The 19461-nt window shown below is 73.1% G+C and carries 19 protein-coding genes; 6 read left to right on the top strand and 13 right to left on the bottom strand.

Annotated features, from left to right (window positions below; all coding sequences use genetic code 11):
* The first annotated feature begins 52 nt into the window (after positions 1 to 52).
* The 3 genes from ACFQ87_RS28200 to ACFQ87_RS28190 all read left to right on the top strand — a co-directional run bounded on the left by ACFQ87_RS28200 (position 53) and on the right by ACFQ87_RS28190 (position 3358).
* The gene (locus tag ACFQ87_RS28200; RefSeq protein WP_380613648.1) at positions 53 to 973 is read left to right on the top strand and encodes an EamA family transporter; all 921 of its coding nucleotides are present in this window, start codon (positions 53 to 55) and stop codon (positions 971 to 973) included.
* Positions 974 to 1020: 47 nt separating this feature from the next.
* Complete coding sequence (locus ACFQ87_RS28195; protein WP_380613647.1) at positions 1021 to 1659, top strand: NAD(P)-dependent oxidoreductase; 639 nt, start codon at positions 1021 to 1023, stop codon at positions 1657 to 1659.
* A 160-nt stretch (positions 1660 to 1819) separates the two neighbouring features.
* Positions 1820 to 3358: an alpha/beta hydrolase gene (locus ACFQ87_RS28190; RefSeq protein ID WP_380613646.1), complete on the top strand. Its 1539-nt coding sequence runs from the start codon at positions 1820 to 1822 to the stop codon at positions 3356 to 3358.
* Positions 3359 to 3370: 12 nt separating this feature from the next.
* On the opposite strand, the gene ACFQ87_RS28185 is transcribed toward ACFQ87_RS28190, so the two are convergent.
* On the bottom strand, positions 3371 to 3709 hold the full coding sequence (locus ACFQ87_RS28185; protein ID WP_380613645.1) for a hypothetical protein: 339 nt from the start codon (positions 3707 to 3709) through the stop codon (positions 3371 to 3373).
* A gap of 92 nt (positions 3710 to 3801) precedes the next feature.
* Entirely contained in the window at positions 3802 to 4188 is a 387-nt protein-coding gene (locus tag ACFQ87_RS28180; RefSeq protein WP_380613644.1) for a hypothetical protein, read from the bottom strand.
* 573 nt (positions 4189 to 4761) lie between these two features.
* On the opposite strand from ACFQ87_RS28180, the gene ACFQ87_RS28175 reads away from it, so the two are divergent.
* A complete protein-coding gene (locus tag ACFQ87_RS28175; protein ID WP_380613643.1) occupies positions 4762 to 6234 on the top strand; it encodes a lytic transglycosylase domain-containing protein in 1473 nt (490 codons plus the stop codon).
* Between the two features lie 88 nt (positions 6235 to 6322).
* Here the strand turns inward: ACFQ87_RS28175 and ACFQ87_RS28170 are convergent, their stop codons facing one another.
* A complete protein-coding gene (locus ACFQ87_RS28170) occupies positions 6323 to 6838 on the bottom strand; it encodes a GbsR/MarR family transcriptional regulator (protein WP_380613642.1) in 516 nt (171 codons plus the stop codon).
* Between the two features lie 96 nt (positions 6839 to 6934).
* Between ACFQ87_RS28170 and ACFQ87_RS28165 the strand changes: the two genes are divergently transcribed.
* Together ACFQ87_RS28165 and ACFQ87_RS28160 are read left to right on the top strand one after the other, a co-directional pair.
* Positions 6935 to 7861 (top strand): ABC transporter ATP-binding protein, encoded by a 927-nt coding sequence (locus ACFQ87_RS28165; RefSeq protein ID WP_380613641.1) that lies wholly within the window; start codon positions 6935 to 6937, stop codon positions 7859 to 7861.
* Complete coding sequence (locus ACFQ87_RS28160) at positions 7858 to 9510, top strand: ABC transporter permease (RefSeq protein WP_380613640.1); 1653 nt, start codon at positions 7858 to 7860, stop codon at positions 9508 to 9510. The genes ACFQ87_RS28165 and ACFQ87_RS28160 overlap by 4 nt, the downstream gene beginning before the upstream one ends.
* Positions 9511 to 9592: 82 nt before the next feature.
* Here the strand turns inward: ACFQ87_RS28160 and ACFQ87_RS28155 are convergent, their stop codons facing one another.
* From ACFQ87_RS28155 to ACFQ87_RS28110, 10 genes are all read right to left on the bottom strand, one after another.
* Entirely contained in the window at positions 9593 to 10180 is a 588-nt protein-coding gene (locus ACFQ87_RS28155) for a TerD family protein (protein ID WP_380613639.1), read from the bottom strand.
* A 183-nt stretch (positions 10181 to 10363) separates the two neighbouring features.
* Complete coding sequence (locus ACFQ87_RS28150) at positions 10364 to 11020, bottom strand: hypothetical protein (RefSeq protein WP_380613638.1); 657 nt, start codon at positions 11018 to 11020, stop codon at positions 10364 to 10366.
* On the bottom strand, positions 11017 to 11664 hold the full coding sequence (locus tag ACFQ87_RS28145) for a class I SAM-dependent methyltransferase (RefSeq protein ID WP_380613636.1): 648 nt from the start codon (positions 11662 to 11664) through the stop codon (positions 11017 to 11019). The genes ACFQ87_RS28150 and ACFQ87_RS28145 overlap by 4 nt, the downstream gene beginning before the upstream one ends.
* 276 nt (positions 11665 to 11940) lie before the next feature.
* Positions 11941 to 12510, bottom strand: coding sequence for a membrane protein insertion efficiency factor YidD (gene yidD / locus ACFQ87_RS28140; RefSeq protein ID WP_380613635.1), 570 nt, complete (start codon positions 12508 to 12510; stop codon positions 11941 to 11943).
* Between the two features lie 130 nt (positions 12511 to 12640).
* A complete protein-coding gene (locus ACFQ87_RS28135; protein ID WP_380613633.1) occupies positions 12641 to 13411 on the bottom strand; it encodes a hypothetical protein in 771 nt (256 codons plus the stop codon).
* A gap of 114 nt (positions 13412 to 13525) precedes the next feature.
* On the bottom strand, positions 13526 to 14437 hold the full coding sequence (locus ACFQ87_RS28130; protein ID WP_380613632.1) for a hypothetical protein: 912 nt from the start codon (positions 14435 to 14437) through the stop codon (positions 13526 to 13528).
* A gap of 297 nt (positions 14438 to 14734) precedes the next feature.
* Complete coding sequence (locus ACFQ87_RS28125; protein ID WP_380613630.1) at positions 14735 to 16141, bottom strand: family 2B encapsulin nanocompartment shell protein; 1407 nt, start codon at positions 16139 to 16141, stop codon at positions 14735 to 14737.
* A 555-nt stretch (positions 16142 to 16696) separates the two neighbouring features.
* The gene (locus ACFQ87_RS28120) at positions 16697 to 17209 is read right to left on the bottom strand and encodes a hypothetical protein (RefSeq protein ID WP_380613628.1); all 513 of its coding nucleotides are present in this window, start codon (positions 17207 to 17209) and stop codon (positions 16697 to 16699) included.
* Positions 17210 to 17383: 174 nt separating this feature from the next.
* Positions 17384 to 18838, bottom strand: coding sequence for a PLP-dependent aminotransferase family protein (locus ACFQ87_RS28115; RefSeq protein ID WP_380613627.1), 1455 nt, complete (start codon positions 18836 to 18838; stop codon positions 17384 to 17386).
* Between the two features lie 160 nt (positions 18839 to 18998).
* On the bottom strand, positions 18999 to 19412 hold the full coding sequence (locus ACFQ87_RS28110; RefSeq protein WP_380613680.1) for a universal stress protein: 414 nt from the start codon (positions 19410 to 19412) through the stop codon (positions 18999 to 19001).
* Positions 19413 to 19461: the final 49 nt, after the last annotated feature.

The raw sequence follows: 19461 nt of genomic DNA, 5'->3' as shown, positions 1-19461 counted from the left end.
TCACCGGCCGATTTCGATGAACGATGCCTTAGCACTGAGATACATTGGCTTAGTGCTAAGAAATCGCCTCGCCATGGTGCTGGTGACGGCCCTGGCCCCCGCCATCTGGGGGACGACCTACCTCGTCACCACCGAAATGCTCCCGCCCCACCGACCGCTGCTGGCCGCCGTCATCCGCTGCCTGCCAGCCGGACTGCTGCTGATCGCCCTCACCCGCACCCTGCCCAAGGGTGACTGGTGGTGGCGCGCGCTGGTCCTCGGCGCGCTCAACATCGGCGGCTTCCAGGCCCTGCTGTTCATCGCCGCCTACCGCCTGCCCGGCGGCATCGCGGCCACCGTCGGCGCCGTCCAACCGCTGATCACCGCCGCACTCTCGGCCGCACTGCTCGGCGACCGGCTCACACTGCGCACGGTGCTGTCCGGCATCGCCGGCGTGGGGGGCGTCAGCCTGCTGGTGCTGCGCGCCAACGCCCGGCTGGACGCGATCGGCGTGTTCGCCGCACTCGGCGGCGCGGTGGTGATGGCCTTCGGTGTGGTCCTCTCCAAGCGCTGGGGCTCCCCCGCCCCGCTGCTGGCCACCACCGGCTGGCAACTCACCGCCGGCGGCCTGCTGCTGGTGCCGGTCACCCTGCTGACCGAGGGCGCCCCGCCCACCCACTACACCACCGACAACGTGCTCGGCTACGCCTACCTCTGCCTGATCGGCGCGGCCCTCACCTACGCGATGTGGTTCCGCGGACTGCGCGCCCTGCCACCGACCTCGCTGTCCTTCCTCTCCCTGCTCAGCCCGGTGGTCGCCACCGTGACCGGCTGGCTGGCGCTCGACCAGGACCTCAGCCCGCTCCAGGCGATCGGCGCGGTGGTCGTGCTCGGCTCGCTGATCGTCGCCCAGACCCAGCGGCCCCGCACCGCCGCACCCACGCCCACCACGCAACCGGCGCCCACCACGCCGCCCGTGCGCGAGACGGCCTGACCCCGCACCCCCGAAAACCCATGAGTTCCGTCCAAGGAGAAACCTTCATGCGCATCACCGTGTTCGGTGCCACCGGCAACGTCGGCAGCCGCGTCGTGGCCGAGGCGCTCGCCCGCGGCCACGAGGTCACCGCCGTCGTACGGGACCCGGCCAAGCCGCACGGCCTGCCGTCCACCGTCGCCCTCGCCGTCGGCGACGCCCGCGACCCCGGGGACGTCACCCGGATCGCCGCCGGGCATGACCTGGTGATCACCGCCACCCGCCCCGCGCCCGGTAGCGAGCACGAGCTGACAGCCGCGACCCGGGGCCTGCTGGACGGCCTGGCCGGTACCGGTGTGCGTCTGATCGCGGTCGGCGGCGCGGGCAGCCTGACCGTCCCGGGCAGCGAAGGCACCGTCCTCGTGGAGTCCCCCGGCTTCCCCGACGAGATCCGGCCGATCGCGCTGGCCTGCGGCGAGCAGCTGGACCTCTATCGCGCGGACGGGAAGGTCGACTGGACGTACCTGAGCCCCGCCGCCCTGCTCGAACCGGGTGTGCGCACCGGCCGTTTCCGGCTCGGCCTGGACGAGCTGCTGGTCGACGCCGAGGGCAACTCGGCGATCTCCATGGAGGACCTCGCCATCGCTCTGCTCGACGAGGCGGAGAGCCCGGCCCACCGGCGCGCCCGCTTCACCGTCGGCTACTGAGGCGCCGGGTACCGGGACGCCGACCGTTCAGGAACCGGCCGCCGGGGCGCCCGCCGCTGGGTACACCTCCCTCCAGGGAGGGAGGTGTACCCAGCACCACCTCAAAGACGGTGTTCAGCCTCATCGTGCGTCAGGTTCCCCGTCGGACACGATCGTTCCTGTGAACACCACCGCATCCCGCACCCGTCGCGCGGCCGCCGTTGTCGCCACCGCGGTCCTGGCCTCGCTCGCCCTGCCCGCCACCGCCAACGCCGACTCCGGCCGCAACCCGGGCGACGCCGATCCCGCGCCCGCCCGCTACGCCCACCAGACCCTCAACTGGCAGCCCTGCGAGGGGCAGCCGGCGCTCGACTGCGCCACCATGGCCGTCCCGCGCGACTGGCACCGTCCCGGCGTCGGAGCCGACCTGACCATCGCCGTCTCCCGGCACCGCGTCGCCGACCCGGCGAAGCGGAAGGGAACGCTGATGGAGGCCGCGGGCGGTCCCGGCGGGCAGGGCCTGCTGCGGCCGATGGACCTCGCCCAGGGCGCCCCCGCGGTCGCCGCCGCCTACGACATCGTCAGCTTCGACCAGCGCGGTGTCGGCCGGAGTACCCATGCCCAGTGCCAGAGTCCGGAGGAGTTCCAGGAGTTCCTGGCCGGGGACTACCGGGACCAGTCCCCCGAGGCGATCGACCGGGTCATCGCCAACTCACAGAAGCTGGTCGCCGGTTGCGAGGAGCACAGCGGCGATCTGCTGCCCTACCTGACCACCGAGCAGACCGTCCACGACATGGACCTGTTCCGCTCCCTGCTCGGCGAGAAGAAGATCAGCTACTACGGCGCCTCCTACGCCACCATGATCGGCGCCTACTACGGCACGCTCTTCCCGCACCGGGTCGAGCGGATGGTGCTGGACAGCAACATCGGCTTCGAGGGCACCTGGGAGCAGTTCCAGCTGGGCCAGCCGATGAGCTTCCAGCGGCGCTTCGAGGAGGACTTCCTGCCCTGGATGGCGGCCCGCGACGCCACGTACCACTGGGGCTCGACCCCGGAGGAGGTCAAGGCGCACTGGGAGCAGCGCCGCGCCGCCCTGCACGACCAGCCCATCACCGACGGGTCGTTGACGCTCGGCCCCAACCAGCTGGACAACGGCACGATCAGCGCGATCTACAGCGACAAGGCCTTCCCCCTCCTCGCCCGGGCCCTGACCGCCCTGGACGACTGGCAGGACGCCGATCCGGCCGCCAAGCAGACGGCCCGCCAGCTGTTCGGCCAGTACCTCAGCCCGGAGTTCCTCGCCGAGTACTTCTCGGTGACGTGCGGCGACACCCCGTGGACCAAGGACATGGACACCTGGATCGAGCGCGGTGCGCAGAACACCGCCCGCTACCCGCTCGTCGGCGCCCGTACGCTCGCCTTCAGCTCGGTCTGTGCGGCCTGGCCGACGGACCCGGCGCCCAAGGTCAAGGTCACCGGCGCCCATCTGCCCCCGGTGCTGATGCTCAACTCGCTGCACGACCCGGCGACGTACTACGAGGCGGCGCTCGGCGCGCACCGCGCGCTGCGCGGATCGAAGCTGGTCACCGTCACCGGGAACGGCAACCACGGCCAGTACCCGGGTTCCGATCCCTGCGTGACCGACACGGTCGAGCGCTACCTGCTGGACGGCAAGGCGCCCGAGCACGACCTCACCTGCCCGTCACCGCAGGCGGGTTGAGCCGCCGAGCGGTCAACTCCCTGAACTCCTCGAACGTGAACTCAGCTTGGTCCGGATCCAGGCGGCAGCCATCGCCAGCCCGGCGAAGCCGCCGACGGCCAGCTTGATCCCGGCCTTGGCGACGATCCAGCCCACACCGGGCACGCTCCAGCCCAGCCAGTGGAACATGGCCAGCATCACCGCGCAGCCACACAGGACGGCCAGCACGGTGGCCCCGACGGCGGCGGCCCGCGACAGCTCGCGCGGACCGCCATCGGCCGCGGCGGTCGAAGTGGCACCGCCCGCGGTGCCGTTGGCCGATTCCGCCCCGGTGCCACCGTCAGCCATGTCGCTCGTACCCCCATCACCCATGGGCCGATGATACGACCTCAAGACTCGGGCCTCAGCCCTCCGACCACGGAAGGCCAAAGAACGCCGCATAGCGCCGCGGGACTCAGCGGGACTCAGCGGCAAGCGTGATGGGTGTCGCCGGGATGCTCGCCGGTCTCGTCGTCGGGGAAACTGACGGCCATGGTGATCCGGTACTCGTGGACGCCCTCCCGGTGCCCCGGCACCCGGGCCCAGGCCAGCGAGTGGACCTCGGCGTCCGGGGCCTGGCAGCACCAGGCGGCCGCCTCCTCCAGCGCACGGGCGGCCGAACGGCCGGTGCACACCACCGCGGTGTAGGCGGCGACCGCGACGTCCCCGCCGGTGGAACGGCCGGACCGCGACACCGCCCGGACGGCGGCGGCGGCCTGGGTCAGGTCACGGGCCAGGTCGTCCACCACCCTAGGGGGTGCCGGCAGGACAACCGTTCCTTCAGCGACGGTCTCCGGCAGGTTCGCGCTCACGGTTTCGACCTCCATCCACATGGTCACGCGGCACAGCATGCCGGACGGGAATTCCTGGCATGCCCACTTTCACCTGAACGTCATCCTTCCAGGGCCGAGTTGGGGACGCCCCCTGGTGCCGACCGGCCCGCCCTGCTAGGGGTCGCCGGGGTCGGCGCCGGACATCCCGGCAGGTCAGAGCGGTCGACCACGGGCGCCGCCGGGGAGCCCGACGCGACGCCCACGCACCACCCCCGCACCTCGAACCGCCGCCCCGAGCGCCTGGGCGCCCGGGCCCCCGCTGTTGGGCTTACGGCCAACTCCCCTTAGCAGTAGGGCAGATCGGGCGCGCGGCGGTTTCCGATCGGGTGCGCGGCGGTTTCCGCAACGGCGGTTCGGGCCCGCCGAAGCCTCGCTGAAGTGCCGCGTTCGCCCCTCGGAAGGCGCCGGGTCGCCTCCCGGCCATCCTGTCCCTGTCAGATCGTCGTGATACTAATCGTCGCGGTGGCGGCCGCCTTAAAGCGGCGGGCGGGCACGATGACGAGGGCTCAACCGTTCCGGGATGGTCCGGACGGCGACGGGGAGGGGCAACAGATGGCGGCGGGGTTCGGCAGCGCTCAGGGCGGGCAGAAGGTACGACTCGGCAAGCGGGTCACGGGGACGGCGGCGACGCTCGCCGCACTGGCCGCGCTGACCGGCTCTCAGGTGTCGGGTCTCGCCTCGGTCGCAGCCGCCGACACCAACCCGGCGCAGGGCAGCGCCACCGCGCAGGGCGCCGATGCTTCCGACACCCCGGCCTCGCCGTTCGGCGGCACCACGGCCGGCGCCCCCGGCACCGGCCGCCCGGCCGACGGCGGCGGCACCGTCCAACTGCCCCAGCCGTCCGGCATGCTGCCGGGCCTGCCCTCGGCCGGTCCGTTCGCGGCCACCGGGGCCTCGCTGCCCGCCACCGTCTTCGCCGCCTACAAGCAGGCGGAGGCCTCCCTCGCCCAGCGCACGCCCGGCTGCCACCTGCCCTGGCAGCTGCTGGCGGGGATCGGCCAGGTCGAGTCCGGCCAGGCCAACGGCGGCCAGGTGGACGCCTCGGGCACCACCCTGACCCCGATCCTCGGCCCGGCGCTGGACGGCAACGGCTTCGCCGCGATACCCGACACCGACGGCGGCCGCTACGACGGCGACCCGCGCTGGGACCGCGCCGTCGGCCCGATGCAGTTCATCCCGTCCACCTGGGCATCCTGGGGCGTGGACACCACCGGCAAGGGCAAGGCCGACCCGAACAACATCTTCGACGCCGCCGAGACCGCAGCCCGCTACCTGTGTGCGGGCGGCCGCGACCTCTCCGACCCGGCCCAGCTCGACCGGGCGATTCTCAGCTACAACAACTCCACGGAGTACCTGCGGACGGTCCGCAACTGGATGGCCCACTACGGCAGCGGCCTGGTGACCAGCGTCCCGGACCTCCCCGGCACCTCGACCGTGCCGGGCACGCTGCCCACGCCGTACCTCCCGCCGTCCGGCACGGGCGGCAGCACCACCGGGACCACCGGCTCCGGCACCACGAGCCAGACCCCGAGCGCCCAGCCGACCACGCCCGCCCCCGAGCCGCAGCCGACCACGCCGCCGGCAGTGACGCCGACACCGACGCCGACTCAGACGACGGCCCCGCAGCCGACCACCACCCCGAGCACCCCGACCCCCAGCGGCTCGCCGTCGTCCTCCGCGAGCCCCTCAGCCACGCCGACCACCGGCACCCCGTCCCCGACGGCCACCCCCACGGGTACGCCGACCGGCACCCCGACGGGTACGCCCACCTCCTGCCCGAGCCCGACGACGACCGCGACGCCCACCGGTACCGCCACGCCCGCCGGTACCGCCACGCCGACCACCGGCACCCCGTCCCCGACGGCGACCCCCACCAGTACGCCGACGGGCACCCCGTCCGGCTCCCCCACCGCCCCCGGCTGCCCGACGCCCACGCCGAGCGGCGCCCCCAGCACCACCCCGTCCGCCGGGCCGAGCAGCACGCCGAGCGCCTCGCTCTCGCCCTCGGCGACCCCGACCAAGTAGTAGCCACACCCACTCGGAGCCCCCGGCGGCAGGACGGCCCATCAGCCGTCCTGCCGCCGAGCCGTTTCCCAGCCCGCCGGGCCGCCCGCTACTCCCCCTCCGCCCCTACTCCCCCCGCCGCCAACCCTGCCCGGTGCTCGCGCCAGCGGCCGAGCATGCCGTGCAGCTCGTCGATCATGAACTCGAAGAAGGCCGCGCTCTCCGCCAGCCGTTCCCCCGCGACCGTACCCGTGCCGACGGTCGCCTCGCCCTCCTTCAGCACCCGGATCCAGCGCAGCAGGATCTCGTCCCGCCGGGTCAGCGACTCGAACCAGACGTCGTTGAGCACCCGGTAGCGGTCCCGCCGCGACCCCGGCTCGCGCTCCTTGGCGACCAGGCCGACCTGGATGAGGTAGCGCATCGCGCCGGAGACCGCGGCCGGGCTGATCTGCAGCCGCTCGGAGAGCTCTGCGGAGGTCAGCACGCCGCTCTCCTCGGCCATCAGGCAGGAGAAGATCCGCGAGGGCATCCGGCCCATGCCCGCGACCACCAGCTCGGCCGCGAAGCGCTCGACGAAGTCCGACACGGCCCGGTCGTCGCGCCCCTGCTCCGACTGCCGTTCCACGGCCGCCCCCTTTCCAGTGATCACCCGTCCCCCCGGTCGAACTTTAACGCCTTCCCAATATTCACGTTTTTCTGAAACTACGGTACCTTCAAAAGCATGACCAAGGCCATCACCCTGTCCGGCCTGCGCAAGACCTTCGGCCGGACCACCGCGCTGGACGGCCTCGACCTGACCGTCGAGACCGGCGAGGTCCACGGCTTCCTGGGGCCCAACGGCGCCGGGAAGTCCACCACCATCCGGGTTCTCCTCGGTCTGCTGCGAGCGGACAGCGGCAGCGCCCGGCTGCTCGGCAGGGACCCGTGGAGCGACGCCGTCGAGCTGCACCGCCGCCTCGCCTACGTCCCCGGCGACGTCGAGCTCTGGCCCAACCTCACCGGCGGCCAGGCCATCGACCTGCTCTCCCGGCTGCGCGGCCGGCTCGACCGACGCCGCCGGGACGAGCTGATCGAGCGGTTCGACCTCGACCCGACCAAGAAAGGCCGCAGCTACTCCAAGGGCAACCGGCAGAAGGTCGCCATCGTCGCCGCGCTCGCCTCCGACGCCGAGCTCCTGCTGCTGGACGAGCCGACCTCGGGCCTGGACCCGCTGATGGAGGTGGTCTTCCAGGACGTCGTCCGCCAGGCCAAGGAGCAGGGCCGGACCGTCCTGCTCTCCAGCCACATCCTGGACGAGGTGGAGAAGCTGGGTGACCGGGTCAGCATCATCCGGCACGGCCGGGTGGTGCAGACCGGCACCCTCGGCGAACTGCGCCACCTCACCCGCACCACCGTCGAGGCCGAGACCAGCCGCCCGGTCACCGGGCTGGACGCCCTGGACGGCGTGCACGCCCTGCGCACCGACGGGCTGCGCGTCCACTTCGCCGTGGACGGCGCCCAACTCGACGCCGCCGTACGGAAGCTGAGCGAGGCCGGGCTGCGCAGCCTGGTCAGCCACCCGCCCACGCTGGAGGAGCTGATGCTGCGCCACTACGGCGACGAGCTGGCCGCCAACGGGCACCGCCTCGACGGCGACGCCGTGCGATGACCACCACCGCCGCGCCCACCGCCCACCGCACCGAACCGGGCCGCGCCGACGAGGGCGCCACCCTGACCGGCACCGCCGTCCTGCTGCGCTTCGCCCTGCGCCGCGACCGGGCCCGGCTGCCCGTCTGGGTGCTCGGCCTCGGGCTGCTCGCCATCGCCTCCGCCAACAGCGTCCGCACCGTCTACCCGACCGCCGCCGACCGCGCCTCGATCGCGCACGGCTCGGACAACCCGGCCCTGCTCGCCATGTCCGGTCCGGCGCACTACCTGGCCGACTACAGCTGGGGCGCGATGCTCAGCCACCGGCTGCTCGGCCTGCTGGCCGTCCTCGCCGGCCTGATGAGCGTCCTGATCGTCACCCGGCACACCCGGGCCGAGGAGGAGGGCGGCCGCGCCGAACTGGTCCGCTCCGCCGCCGTCGGCCGACACGCCCAGCTCGCGGCGGCGCTCGCCACCGCCGCCGTCGCCGACCTCGCGCTCGGACTGCTGCTCGCCGTCGGTCTGCCCGGCCTCGGCATCCCCGGTCTGACCACCGGCGGCGCGCTGCTCTACGGCGCCGCGACCGCCGTCGGCGGGCTGCTGTTCGCCTCGGTGGCCGCCGTCGCCGTCCAGGTCACCGCGCACACCCGGACCGCCTCCGGACTGGCCCTCGCCGCCCTCGGCGCCGCCTACGCGCTGCGCGCCGCCGGGGACGCCGCGGAGAACGGGCTCTCCTGGGCCTCCCCGATCGGCTGGTTGCAGCGCACCTATCCCTTCGTCGACGACCGCTGGTGGCCGCTGCTGCCCGCGCTCGCGCTGACCGTCGCCACCGCGGCGGCCGGGTTCCTGCTGAGCACCCGCCGCGACCTCGGCGCCGGGCTGCGCGCCACCCGCCCCGGCCCGGCCACCGGCAGCCCGTTCCTCGGCACCTCCCTCGGCCTGGCGCTGCGGCTGCACCGCGGCCTGATCGGCGGCTTCGCGGTCGCCCTGCTGCTGCTCGGCGCGATGTACGGCTCGCTGCTCGGCAACGCCGACTCGATGCTCAAGGACGTCGACCAGATCCGGGAGGCGCTGGCCCGGCTCGGCGGCCACACCCTCGCCGACTCCTTCGCCGCGCTGACGATGCTGGTCGTCGCGGTGGTCGGCGGCGTCTACGCGGTCCTCGCGACGCTGCGCCCGCGCGCCGAGGAGAGCGCCGGTCGGGCCGTGCCGGTGCTGGCCACCGGGGTGTCGCGGTCCGGCTGGCTGGGCGGACACCTGGCGGCGGCCCTGCTGGGCTCCACCGCCGTGATGCTCGCCGCGGGCGTCGGATTCGGCCTGGCCGGTGCGCTGTCCACCGGCGACGCGGGCGTGTTCCTGCGGCTGGCCGGCGCGGCGCTGGCCTTCACGCCCGCCCTGTGGGTGACGGTGGGTTTCGCCGCCGCCGTCTACGGCTGGCTGCCCAGGGCGACGCCGCTGGCCTGGATCGTCCCCGCCTACGCGTTCGTGATCGGCTACCTGGGCCCGCTGCTGAAGCTGCCCTCGGGCCTGGACGGGCTCTCCCCGTTCGGCCGGGTGCCCCGGCTGCCGGCCGCCGCGATGGACTGGACGCCACTCGCCGCGCTCACCCTGGTCGCGGCCGCGCTGATCGCCCTGGCCCTGGCCGGGTTCCGGCGCCGGGACGTCGAGTGACGCCCCCGGAGCGTGTCCTGCGGATCCGGGCCGGGTCCGACCAGACCCGCAGGACGCGCTCGGGCGCCGGCACCTGACCGGCTCACAGGTGCTTGGCCAGCTCCGGCATCAGGTCCTGGAAGGTCCGCCCGTTGGCCGGCTGCCCGATCGCGGTCATCTGCCAACCGCCCGGCGTGCGCTGCACCTTGGCCATGATCTGCGCGGTGTACGGGCCGCCGCCGGTGAGCGTGTAGCGGGCCAGCTCGACGCCGGTGGTCTCGTCCACCAGACGGCAGAAGGCCGCCTCGACCTCCTGGAAGGTCTGCCCGGTGAAGGAGTTGACGGTGAAGACGATCTGGTCGACCTCGGCCGCGATCCTGGAGAGGTCGACCGTGATCGACTCGTCGTCGGTCGCGTCACCGGCGCCACCGACCAGGTTGTCCCCGCTGTGCCGGACCGAGCCGTCGTTGCTGGTGAGGTGCTGGAAGAAGACCACGTCCAGCGCCTGCCCCCGGGAGAACAGCACCGCCGAGGCGTCCAGGTCGATCTCCTGGCCGGCGGAGAGCAGCTTGGCCAGGAAGCCCTTGCGCTGCACGGCCTTCCAGCCCAGGCCCATCCGGACCAGGCTCAACTGCCCACCGTCCGGCTTCTCCAGGCTGATCTTCTGCCCCTTGGCCAGCGAAACGGTCATCGTGCCCTCCTCGTTCCTGCCGCCGCCCGTGCCGCGAATCTATCGCACCGTAGGGAAACCTATGATCATCGGACGGCATGCTTCGGGGGCCCCTACCCAGCAGTCCCCCGGGCCTCACTTCCGGCGGTGCTCCGCGCACTGAGGGATCCGCCGCTGGACGTCCGGCGTACGAGCTCAGGCGGATCAGGCGTCGCCGTCCAGCAGGTGCTGGCGCACCTCCTGGAAGGTCCAGGCCCCGCCGGCCGGCCGGGAGAACACCCAGACCAGGTCGAACCGGTCCGGCCAGGTGCCCGGCACACCGCTGCCGGACGCGCCGAGCGCCTCGACGATCCGCGGGATCCGGGAGTGCTCCCAGCAGATCAGCACCGGCTGGGTCCCGGCGAGGGCGGCGCCGGCCAGCTCGGACTCCTGGGACTCGGCGTACGTGGTGTCCACGGTCAGCCCGAGCTTGGCGGCCAGGGGTGTGACGGTCTGGCGCATCCGGTGTGCCCCGGCCATCGGGCCCTGGTCGGTGGCGGCGTAGATCCGGACCGGAGTGCGCAGGCCGGTCGCGGGCGGGGCGAACAGGGTGGGCAGCGCCTTGGCGCGGTCCCAGCCGCGCTGGGTGAGCGACTTGCCGTCGTGCTTGCCGTTCTCGTCCAGGCCCGGCTGGTTGCCGTCCGGCTTCTCACCGTGCCGGATGATCATCACGAAGGCCGCGCCACCCGGGTCGCTGGCCCTGGCCACCGGGCCGGTCTTGTCGGCCTTGTCCTTCTTGCCGGAGGAACAGCCCGCCAGGACCAGCGGGGCGGCCACGGCCAGGCCGGCGAGCAGCGTGCGACGGGAGGTCGTGATCGTCACTCGGCACCCCGCTCCAGCCGCACCAGCGCGTCGATCGCCACGCCTGCACCGCCGCCCGTACCGCCGCCCTTGTGGCCGGGCTCGGCGCCGACCGTCCGGTGGACACGCTCCGCACGCACGGTGCGCAGGCCGTATTCGGCGAGGTCGGCGAGGACGTCGTCCGGGGTGAAGAGCACCGCCGGGTCCTGCGGGCCGCCGACGCCCTCGGTGAGGTTGCTCAGGTCGTGTCCGACCACCAGCAGGGTGCCGCCGGGGGCGAGCGCGTCGGCGGCGCGGCGCAGCGCGGTCCGGCGGTCCTCGGCGGGCAGCTGGAGGTAGGCGACCAGAACGAGGTCGTAACCGGCGGCGGGCGAGTCAAACGTGCGCGCGTCGCCGTGGCGCCAGGTGAGGCGGTCGGCGACCTCGTCGGGCAGGTCGGCAGTGAGTCGTTCGGCGCGCTCCAGGGCGACGGCGGAGAAGTCGAGGCCGGTGACCTCCCAGCCCTGGACGGCCAGCCAGATGGCGTTGCGGCCCTCGCCGGCGGCCAGGTCCAGGGCGTGACCGGGGGTGTGCCCGGTCAGTTCGCGGACCACCCACTGGTTGGGCGCCGCGCCCCACACGAGTTCGCTCGCGGCGTAGCGGGCGTCCCAGCCCTGACTGTCCATGGCGCTCCTCCGTTCGACGGCCTGTCCGGTACCGGCCAACCTACCGGTCCGCCGCCCTGTACGGCCCGGGGCGGTCCAGCGGGTGGACACCCTTGACGAGGTCACCACCCGGCCGACGTCACGATCACCAGGGTCACCTCCGGCGCCGCCACCATGCTCAACTGGACGAACGGCAACTTGCACTGACTTACCGTCAGGAAAAAACCGGCCCGCGTGGATTCCACGCGGGCCACTCGCCCTACTCGGAGCAGCGGGCTGCCCTCCGCGCCCAGAGGATCAGCGCGGCACCTGGTCCGCCCCGCCCCGGCCCGGGCGGCAGCGCAGCAGCCGCCCGACCGTCAGCCGGGCCCCGCGCAGCGCGCCGTGCCGGTGCAGCGCCTGCACCGCGTAGGTCGAGCAGGACGGCGTGTACGGGCAGCAGGCCGGGCGCCGGGGGCTGACCTCGGTGCGGTAGTAGCGCACCGCGCCGTACATCACCCCGGCCGCGAACCCGCGCGGTGCGGGCGCGGACGGGTCGGCCGTACGGCGCCCGCGCGCCCCGGTGAGGGCGAAGCGGACACCGGAGGCCATCATCACCGGGATGAGCGCGATCAGGCAGGGGTCGGCGATGTCGCAGCAGCCGTCGCCGCAGCAGTCCAGGCAGTCGTCGTCGCGCTTGCGCTTGCCGCCGTCCTCGTCCTTGCGGTTGCGCCGCTGGTACGCCTGGTAGGCCTCCCACTCCTTGCGCTGCTTCTTCCGCCGCAGCCGCTCCGACTCGGGCAGCCACCACCAGGCACGCTCCGGGCGGGGCGGCGGGACGGGAGCGGCGTCCGGTGCCCACGGGAACTGGCCACCGGGATCCGGCATCGGCGGATAGGACACTGCTGTGGTTCCCCTCGATCCCTCGGCCGAGGGCCGACCCCCGACAATCCGGGCAAGGTTATCCGATGATCACCTGCCCGGATCCCCGGAGGTCAGAGGGCTTCCGAACCCTTGGTCAGCTCTTGAGGTTGAGCGAGGGGAAGAGGTCCACGAACGGCTGCGTGGTGACCGAGACGCTTCTGGCGAACGGATCGTCGAAGTCCCAAATCATGAACAACAGGAAGGCGATCAACGCGCTGAAGCAAGCCGCCAGGATCAACTCCCTCGGCGTGCGCCGGATCTGCAGCGCGAACAGCATGCCGATGGTCACCACGGCGCCGCCGAGCAGCCCGAACCAGACCACGCCCGGCATGCCCGGTCCGGCGTTCTGGCCGCGCTGGTTGCGGGCGTCGGAGGCCTGGCTGATCCGGTCCATGATCGGCTGGTAGGCCTGGGACTCCAGGTCCGAGGCCGGCGACCGGGTGGCCACGTCGTTCTGGAGCTTCTCCAGCAGCTCGGTGCCCTTGTCGGTGATCTCACCGTGCTTGGCCATGTAGTCCCACTCGACGTTGACCACGTACGTGACGTAGCCGTCCACGTCGGCCCGGACCTGGTCGCGGAACTCGGCCGGGTAGACCACCGCCCGGTCGCTCACCTCCCGCAGCGACTGCGCCTCGCGGAACAGGTCGTCCTGGGCGGCGCCGCGCGCCTCCCAGACACCCGCGATGGCGAGGCCGAGAACGATCGCGTAGACCACGCCGATCATCATCGTGATGTACTCGATGACGTCGGGCGTCTCGTCGACCTTCTTCTCGGTGCCCACCCGACGGTGCCTCAGCAGCACCACCGCCACCACGACGGCACAGGCCGCCGCCATGGCGATGACCAGCGCCACCCACTCGGACATGGGAACTCCCTTCTCTGGCTTGGCTTGTGACGTGAACGGGGTAATCGGGAACTCGGGGCCCGGCGACCACGGGGTCGCGGGCCCCGTGCCCGGGGGTCCTACGGGCGAGTGCCGTCAGGACCCGGAGCGTCCGCCGCCTCGGTTGCCACGACCCGGCCGCAGGGCCGCCGCCGCCAGCACGGCGGGGACGGTGACCAGCAGCATCGTGGTGGTCGCCGGGGCCGTGTGGTGGTTCCGCGCGACGGGCAGCGGCTGGGCCGGCCGGACGTGGAACACCGGCTGCGCCGAGGGGGTCGGCCACAGCGGACTCGGGCTCGCCGGGCTCGACGCCGCGGGGCTGGGCACCACGGCGGGTGGGGCCGCTTGGGGGGCGGGCGCGGCAGGCGCATGTGGGGCGGGCGCGGGCGCCGGCGGCGCAGGGGCGCGCGGGGGCGCGGGCGGGGTGCGCACCGGGGTCGGGCTGGGCGGCGGCGGGGTCGGAGACGGCGTTGGGGTCGGCTTGGGGGTGGGAGTCGGCTTGGGGGTGGGGGTCGGGGTCGGCGTGGGAGTCGGACTGGGCGTCGGGGTCGGGCACGGGTGGTGATGGTGGTGGTGATGCCCGTGCCCGTCGTGGTCGCCCTGCCCGTCGCGGTCGCCCCGCCCGTCGTGGTCACCGCGGTCATCGCCGTCGCCCTGCTCGTCGTCCGGCCGTCCCGGCTGGTGCCCGTGCGTCGGCTTGGGCCGGTGGTGCGTGGCGTCGGGGGCGACGGTCACGCCGACCTGGACGTCCACATCCACCCCGACGTCCACTCTGCCGCCAGGACCCACCGTCATCGACACGTCCGTCTCACTGCACACCCAGGTGTCGACCAGCGGACCGTGCGGGTGTCCGCCCGGGCGCTCGGCGCCGGAGGCGGTGGCGCCGCCGGCCAGCGCGCACATGGCCACCACGCCGACCGCAGCGCCGATCAGTCGCACCCGCCGCCCGGGGGTCGCAGTCCCACCACCGTGCTGCGGTATCCATCGGAACTGTCGACGCTGCGCCATGGGCTCCACACACCTCTCGGGTCAAATGGGGAACGGCAGGGGCTCGGGCTGATCAGCCACGGCGTAAGAGACAGAGTCAGTCGAATCCGGAACGGGCAATCGATCGGATACGACCAGGCGCCTTCAAACGTGATCAGGCGGACGGCCCGCCCTCGCGAGCGGCCGTCCGCCATCAGGTCAAACGATCTTCACGCCGGCCGGTTACGGCCTGCGCGCACTGTTCTCCGCCTCGGCAGAGCGCTCGGCACTCGGCACTCAGCGCCAAGTGCTCAGCGCCCAGCACTCGACACCCGACACTCAGTGCCGGCGGTGCGCGATCTCGACGTTCTCCAGCACACCGACCGCGTCCGGCACCAGGATCGCGCAGGAGTAGTAGGCGCTGACCAGGTAGGAGATGATCGCCTTCTCGTCGATCCCCATGAAGCGCACCGACAGCGAGGGCTGGTACTCGTCCGGGATGCCGTTCTGATGCAGGCCGATGACGCCCTGGTTGTCCTCACCGGTACGGATCACCAGGATCGAGCTGGTGTTCTCCTTGGTGATCGGGATCTTGCTGCACGGCAGGATCGGCACACCGCGCCAGGCCGGCACCTGCTGCCCGCCGAGGTCGACGTGGTGCGGGTAGATGCCCCGGGCGTTGAACTCGCGGCCGATCGCGGCGATGGTCCGCGGGTGCGCCAGCAGGTAGTCGGGGTCGCGGCGGCGGTTGAGCAGCTCGTCCAGGTCGTCCGGGGTGGGCGGGCCGGAGTGGGTCTGGATCCGCTGGTCGAAGTCGGCGTTGTTGAGCAGGCCGAACTCCGGGTTGTTGATCATCTCGTGCTCCTGGCGCTCGCGCAGGGCCTCGATGGTCAGCCGGAGCTGGTGCTCGATCTGGTTCATCGGCTGGTTGTACAGGTCCGCGACACGGGTGTGGACCTTGAGGATGGTCTGGGCGACGCTCAGCTCGTACTCACGCGGCTTGAGCTCGTAGTCCACGAAGGCGCCGGGGAGTTCGTACTCGCCGTGGTGGCCGGCCGACATGGCGATCTCGGCCTCGCCGCGCTCGTTCTGAGCCTGCAGCGGCAGGGCCAGGAAGGACTCCAGGTGCTCCTGGAGGCTGGGCGAGTTGTCCCGGATGCGGGAGAAGTCGGCCCGGCTCAGGGTCAGGGCGACACCGGAGGTGGCGGTCTTCGCGGTGTACTCCCAGACGGCGTCCTCGTTGAGCAGCGAGTCGTCGCCGAAGCGGTCGCCGTCACCGGCCACGCCGACCACGGTCTCGTCGCCGTACTTGCCGGTTCCGATCTTGTTGATCTTGCCGTGGGCGATCAGGAAGATCTTGTCGGCCGCCTCGCCCTGGGCGGTGAGGACCTCGCCGGGGCCGAAGTTGACCTGCTGGCAGCGGTCGGCGAGGGCGGTCAGCACCTCCTCGTCCTCGTAGCCGCGCAGCAGGGCGAGCTCGCCCAGCTCGGCCGGGATCACACGAACCTGGGAGCCGGTCTTGATGAACTCCACCACACCGTTGCCGACGGTGTAGGTGAGCCGACGGTTGACGCGGTAGGCGCCACCGTTGGCCTGCACCCAGGGAAGCACCTTGAGCAGCCAGCGGGAGGTGATCTCCTGCATCTGCGGCGCGGACTTGGTCGTGGTGGCGAGGTTGCGGGCAGCTGCCGTCGCAAGGCTCTGCTGCCGGTCCTGCTGTGTCTCCGGGTTCGTGTCCACGGGCATCGGCAGGGTCTCCATTCGTGTGGTCGGATCACGCGGCCTGGGCCGTACCGCACCGCCCGGGCACGCGAACCGTGGCGGATCATCAGATCCGCTTACTGGTGGGGAAGTTGGCGGGGCAACGAGAGAGCGGCCACCGTCTCGCGGCGGCCCATCCGGAACCCTAGATCACCAGAACCCGACCAGGCCCATACGGAGGGCGACTACCCCCCGATAGGGTGAATCTCCCCCGATCCACCCCACACGGCCCCACTCGCCGCAGGAACATCCGTTCCCACCTTCGGTCCCCGTCCTGCCAACGCCTCCCGTCCCTTCCTCCGCCCCACCGGTCGCCCGGACCCGGGCCCGCGGACGTCAACCCGGCACATCGCTCAGGCCATCTCGCACCAGACCCGGACCCGGTCCAGCCGGCCCGCCGCGAGGTCCTCGCCGGGAATGCGCGGGGGCCGACGACACGAAAAGCCCGTCAGGTGCCGGTACGGGGGCGGCCGGCACCTGACGGGGGTACGAGGGATGCGCAGAGGGTGTGCGCCGGGGAGAGGCGGTGCTGCCGACGGGTCAGGCGCAGGCGACCTGGGTGCCCGGGATGCCGATGATGCCCGAGTTCCTGGCCTCACCGGCCTGGTACTCGTAGTACAGGTAGGAGTAGAAGTCGATCCTGGTCTCCGCGCCGCAGGCCGAGTCGGGGGCGATGGTGTAGGTGACCGTGAAGGTGCTGCTGGCGCCCGGGGCCAGCGGCACGTTGTAGCGGGCGATGCCGCCGTGGACGTTGTCGCTGCAGCCGTTGGTCTGGGTGCCGCAGGCCGTGGCGGTGAACTTGAGGCCCTTCTCCAGGCTGGTGTCGTAGGTCTGCTGGACGCTCTGGTAGACGAACTGGATCGCGGTGTCGTACGGGTTGTTGAGCGTCATGGTGAGCGTGAACTCGCCGCCGCGCACGGTCGTCTGACGGTCGGAGACCGCCGTGAGCGGCAGCTGGCTGTCGGCCCGGGCCGGCGCGGCGGAGAGGAGCAGACCGACGGCGACGGCCGGACACACGGCGAGCGCCGCCCGGCTCGGATGTGTTCTGCGCATGCCCAAGGAGCGTAGGCGGCGGTGCCGCTCCGCTTGTCCTCCTCGGCCCGAAGCCGTACCGACGCAGGACCGGCGAGCGGACACCGGGGACCGGTCGAACGCCGAAACGGCCCGGCAGGGTGTTCGCAGGCCCTATGCTTCGCCGCCCGCCGCCGGTCACCGGCCGCGCTTGGCTCAGATGGACGGCGGCAGGATGTCGCACAGTGCGGCGAGTGCCGCCGGGTAGGCGTGGTCGGCTGGGGTGGCGTAGCCGACGACCAGGCCGTCGGCCGGAGGCGTGGCCTCGGAGGTGACGGCCGGGTGGCGGTAGTCGGCGAGGCCGTCGAGGGCGAGGCCTCGGTAGGCGGCGGCCTTCAGCACCGACCGCTCGGTGCCCGGCTCCAGGCGCAGCACCGCGTGCAGGCCCGCCGCGATGCCGGAGACCTGGATGTGCGGGGCGTTCGCGGCGAGCGCGGCCACCAACTGGTCGCGGCGGTCGCGGTAGCGGCGCCGCATCCGACGGACGTGGCGGTCGTAGCCTCCGGAGTCGATGAACTCGGCGAGGGTCAACTGGTCCAGGGCGCTGGCCCAGCCCTCGCGTTCGCCCTTGACCGCGAGCACCCGGTCGACCAGGTGGTCCGGCACCACCATCCAGCCGAGCCGCAGCGCGGGGCTGAGGCTCTTGCTGGTGCTGCCGAGGTAGAGCACCCGCTCGGGGTCCAGCCCCTGGACGGCGCCGACCGGTTGGCGGTCGTAGCGGAACTCGCCGTCGTAGTCGTCCTCCAGGAGGAGCCCGCCGCGTCCACGCGCCCAGTCGATCACGGCGGCGCGGCGGCCGGCGTGCAGCGGGCCGCCGGTCGGGAACTGGTGGGCGGGGGTGAGCAGCGCGGTACGGACGTCCGAGAGGTGCGCCAACGCGCCGACCCGGGCGCCCTGTTCGTCGATCGGCAGCGGCACGGTGGTGACCCCGGCGGCGGCGAGCAGCCCGCGGTGGAAGCCCAGCCCGTACGCCTCGACGGCCAGCGGCCCCCGCTCGGCGGGCGGCAGGACGGGCGCCGAGCCGTCGAAGAGCAGCCGTAGCGCGTGGGCGAAGCCGGAGCAGACGACGATCCGGTCGGGGTCGGTGCGCACCCCGCGGGCGCGGGCGAGGTAGTCGGCGAGGGCGGTGCGCAGTTCGCGCCGGCCCTGCGGATCGCCGGGCCCGAAGGCCTCGTTGGGCGCGGCGGTGAGGGCTCGGCGGGCGGCGGCCAGCCAGGCGGTACGAGGGAAGGAGGCGGCGTCGGGCTGGCCCTGGCGCAGGTCGTGGACGGGACCGGGCCGCGCCGAGGGGCGGCGGGCCCGGGCGGACGGGACGGGCGCGGCGCGTTCGGCGACGGTGGTGCCCGAGCCCTGACGGGCGGTCAGCCAGCCCTCGGCGACGAGTTCGGCGTAGGCCTCGGCGGCGGTGTTGCGGGCCAAGCCGAGATCGGCGGCGAGGGCGCGGTACGGGGGCAGTCGGGCGCCGGGCGCGAGTCTGCCGCTGCGGATCGCCTCGCGCAGCGCGGCCATCAGCGCGGCGCGGCGAGCGCCGGCGGCGGGGAGGTCGAGGTGCAGGTCGTTGCCGGTCGGGTGGGCCGGCTCGGTAGGGTGCGCGCCCGGCGTTTCCGTCATGGTTCCGCACCCTACCCGCCGCCTCCGCGCGCTCCTGCGGGCGGTCGGCCCTGGCAGTAGGGGCTCGCCCGGCCGTAGTCCCCGTACGGGTCGGGCCGGTTGGGCCTGTTCGGCCGCCGGGCCCGACGACTCGCGCCCGGCGGGGATCGTCGGACAGGCCTCAGGGGACGACGGTCACCGGCCAGCGTCCGGCCTTGACCAGCCGGACGGCCACCGAGCCGATCACCTTGTGCCCGGCCTGTTCGGAGACGCCGACCACGACGGCGTCGGCGCGCAGCTCGTCGGCGAGCTTGGCCAGGCCGGTGTACGGGTCCCCGCGCATGGTCAGGAAGCGCCAGTCCACCTTCCACACCTCGCGGACCTGGTGCTCGGCCTCGCGCAGCGCGGCCAGCAGTTCATCGGCGATCTCCCGGGTCGTCTCCTCCACCGCGGCCCCGGCCAGCGCGGTCGCGGCGCCGAGTATCGGCTGGATGTACGCCACGGCGAGGACGGCGCCCTGGCGGCGGGCCAGTCCGGCGGCGTAGGCGGTGGCTCGCCAGGAGGAGTCGGACCCGTCCAGGCCCGCCAGGATCATCTTGGGCCCGTCGGTCCCCAGTTCGAAGCCTGCGGGCGCGGCCGCCACC

The sequence above is a fragment of the Kitasatospora sp. NPDC056531 genome, assembly GCF_042794375.1.
Lineage (GTDB): Bacteria > Actinomycetota > Actinomycetes > Streptomycetales > Streptomycetaceae > Kitasatospora.
This window is presented reverse-complemented; position numbering and strand designations above follow the sequence as displayed.

What these genes read in the sequence shown, in the direction of transcription:
- ACFQ87_RS28195 (WP_380613647.1), top strand. Translation starts at nt 1,021, where the DNA reads ATGCGCATCACCGTGTTCGGTGCCACCGGCAACGTCGGCAGCCGCGTC.
- ACFQ87_RS28185 (WP_380613645.1), bottom strand. Translation starts at nt 3,709, where the DNA reads ATGGGTGATGGGGGTACGAGCGACATGGCTGACGGTGGCACCGGGGCG.
- ACFQ87_RS28175 (WP_380613643.1), top strand. Translation starts at nt 4,762, where the DNA reads ATGGCGGCGGGGTTCGGCAGCGCTCAGGGCGGGCAGAAGGTACGACTC.
- ACFQ87_RS28165 (WP_380613641.1), top strand. Translation starts at nt 6,935, where the DNA reads ATGACCAAGGCCATCACCCTGTCCGGCCTGCGCAAGACCTTCGGCCGG.
- ACFQ87_RS28160 (WP_380613640.1), top strand. Translation starts at nt 7,858, where the DNA reads ATGACCACCACCGCCGCGCCCACCGCCCACCGCACCGAACCGGGCCGC.
- ACFQ87_RS28155 (WP_380613639.1), bottom strand. Translation starts at nt 10,180, where the DNA reads ATGACCGTTTCGCTGGCCAAGGGGCAGAAGATCAGCCTGGAGAAGCCG.
- ACFQ87_RS28145 (WP_380613636.1), bottom strand. Translation starts at nt 11,664, where the DNA reads ATGGACAGTCAGGGCTGGGACGCCCGCTACGCCGCGAGCGAACTCGTG.
- yidD (WP_380613635.1), bottom strand. Translation starts at nt 12,510, where the DNA reads ATGCCGGATCCCGGTGGCCAGTTCCCGTGGGCACCGGACGCCGCTCCC.
- ACFQ87_RS28135 (WP_380613633.1), bottom strand. Translation starts at nt 13,411, where the DNA reads ATGTCCGAGTGGGTGGCGCTGGTCATCGCCATGGCGGCGGCCTGTGCC.
- ACFQ87_RS28130 (WP_380613632.1), bottom strand. Translation starts at nt 14,437, where the DNA reads ATGGCGCAGCGTCGACAGTTCCGATGGATACCGCAGCACGGTGGTGGG.
- ACFQ87_RS28125 (WP_380613630.1), bottom strand. Translation starts at nt 16,141, where the DNA reads ATGCCCGTGGACACGAACCCGGAGACACAGCAGGACCGGCAGCAGAGC.
- ACFQ87_RS28120 (WP_380613628.1), bottom strand. Translation starts at nt 17,209, where the DNA reads ATGCGCAGAACACATCCGAGCCGGGCGGCGCTCGCCGTGTGTCCGGCC.
- ACFQ87_RS28115 (WP_380613627.1), bottom strand. Translation starts at nt 18,838, where the DNA reads ATGACGGAAACGCCGGGCGCGCACCCTACCGAGCCGGCCCACCCGACC.
- ACFQ87_RS28110 (WP_380613680.1), bottom strand. Translation starts at nt 19,412, where the DNA reads ATGATCCTGGCGGGCCTGGACGGGTCCGACTCCTCCTGGCGAGCCACC.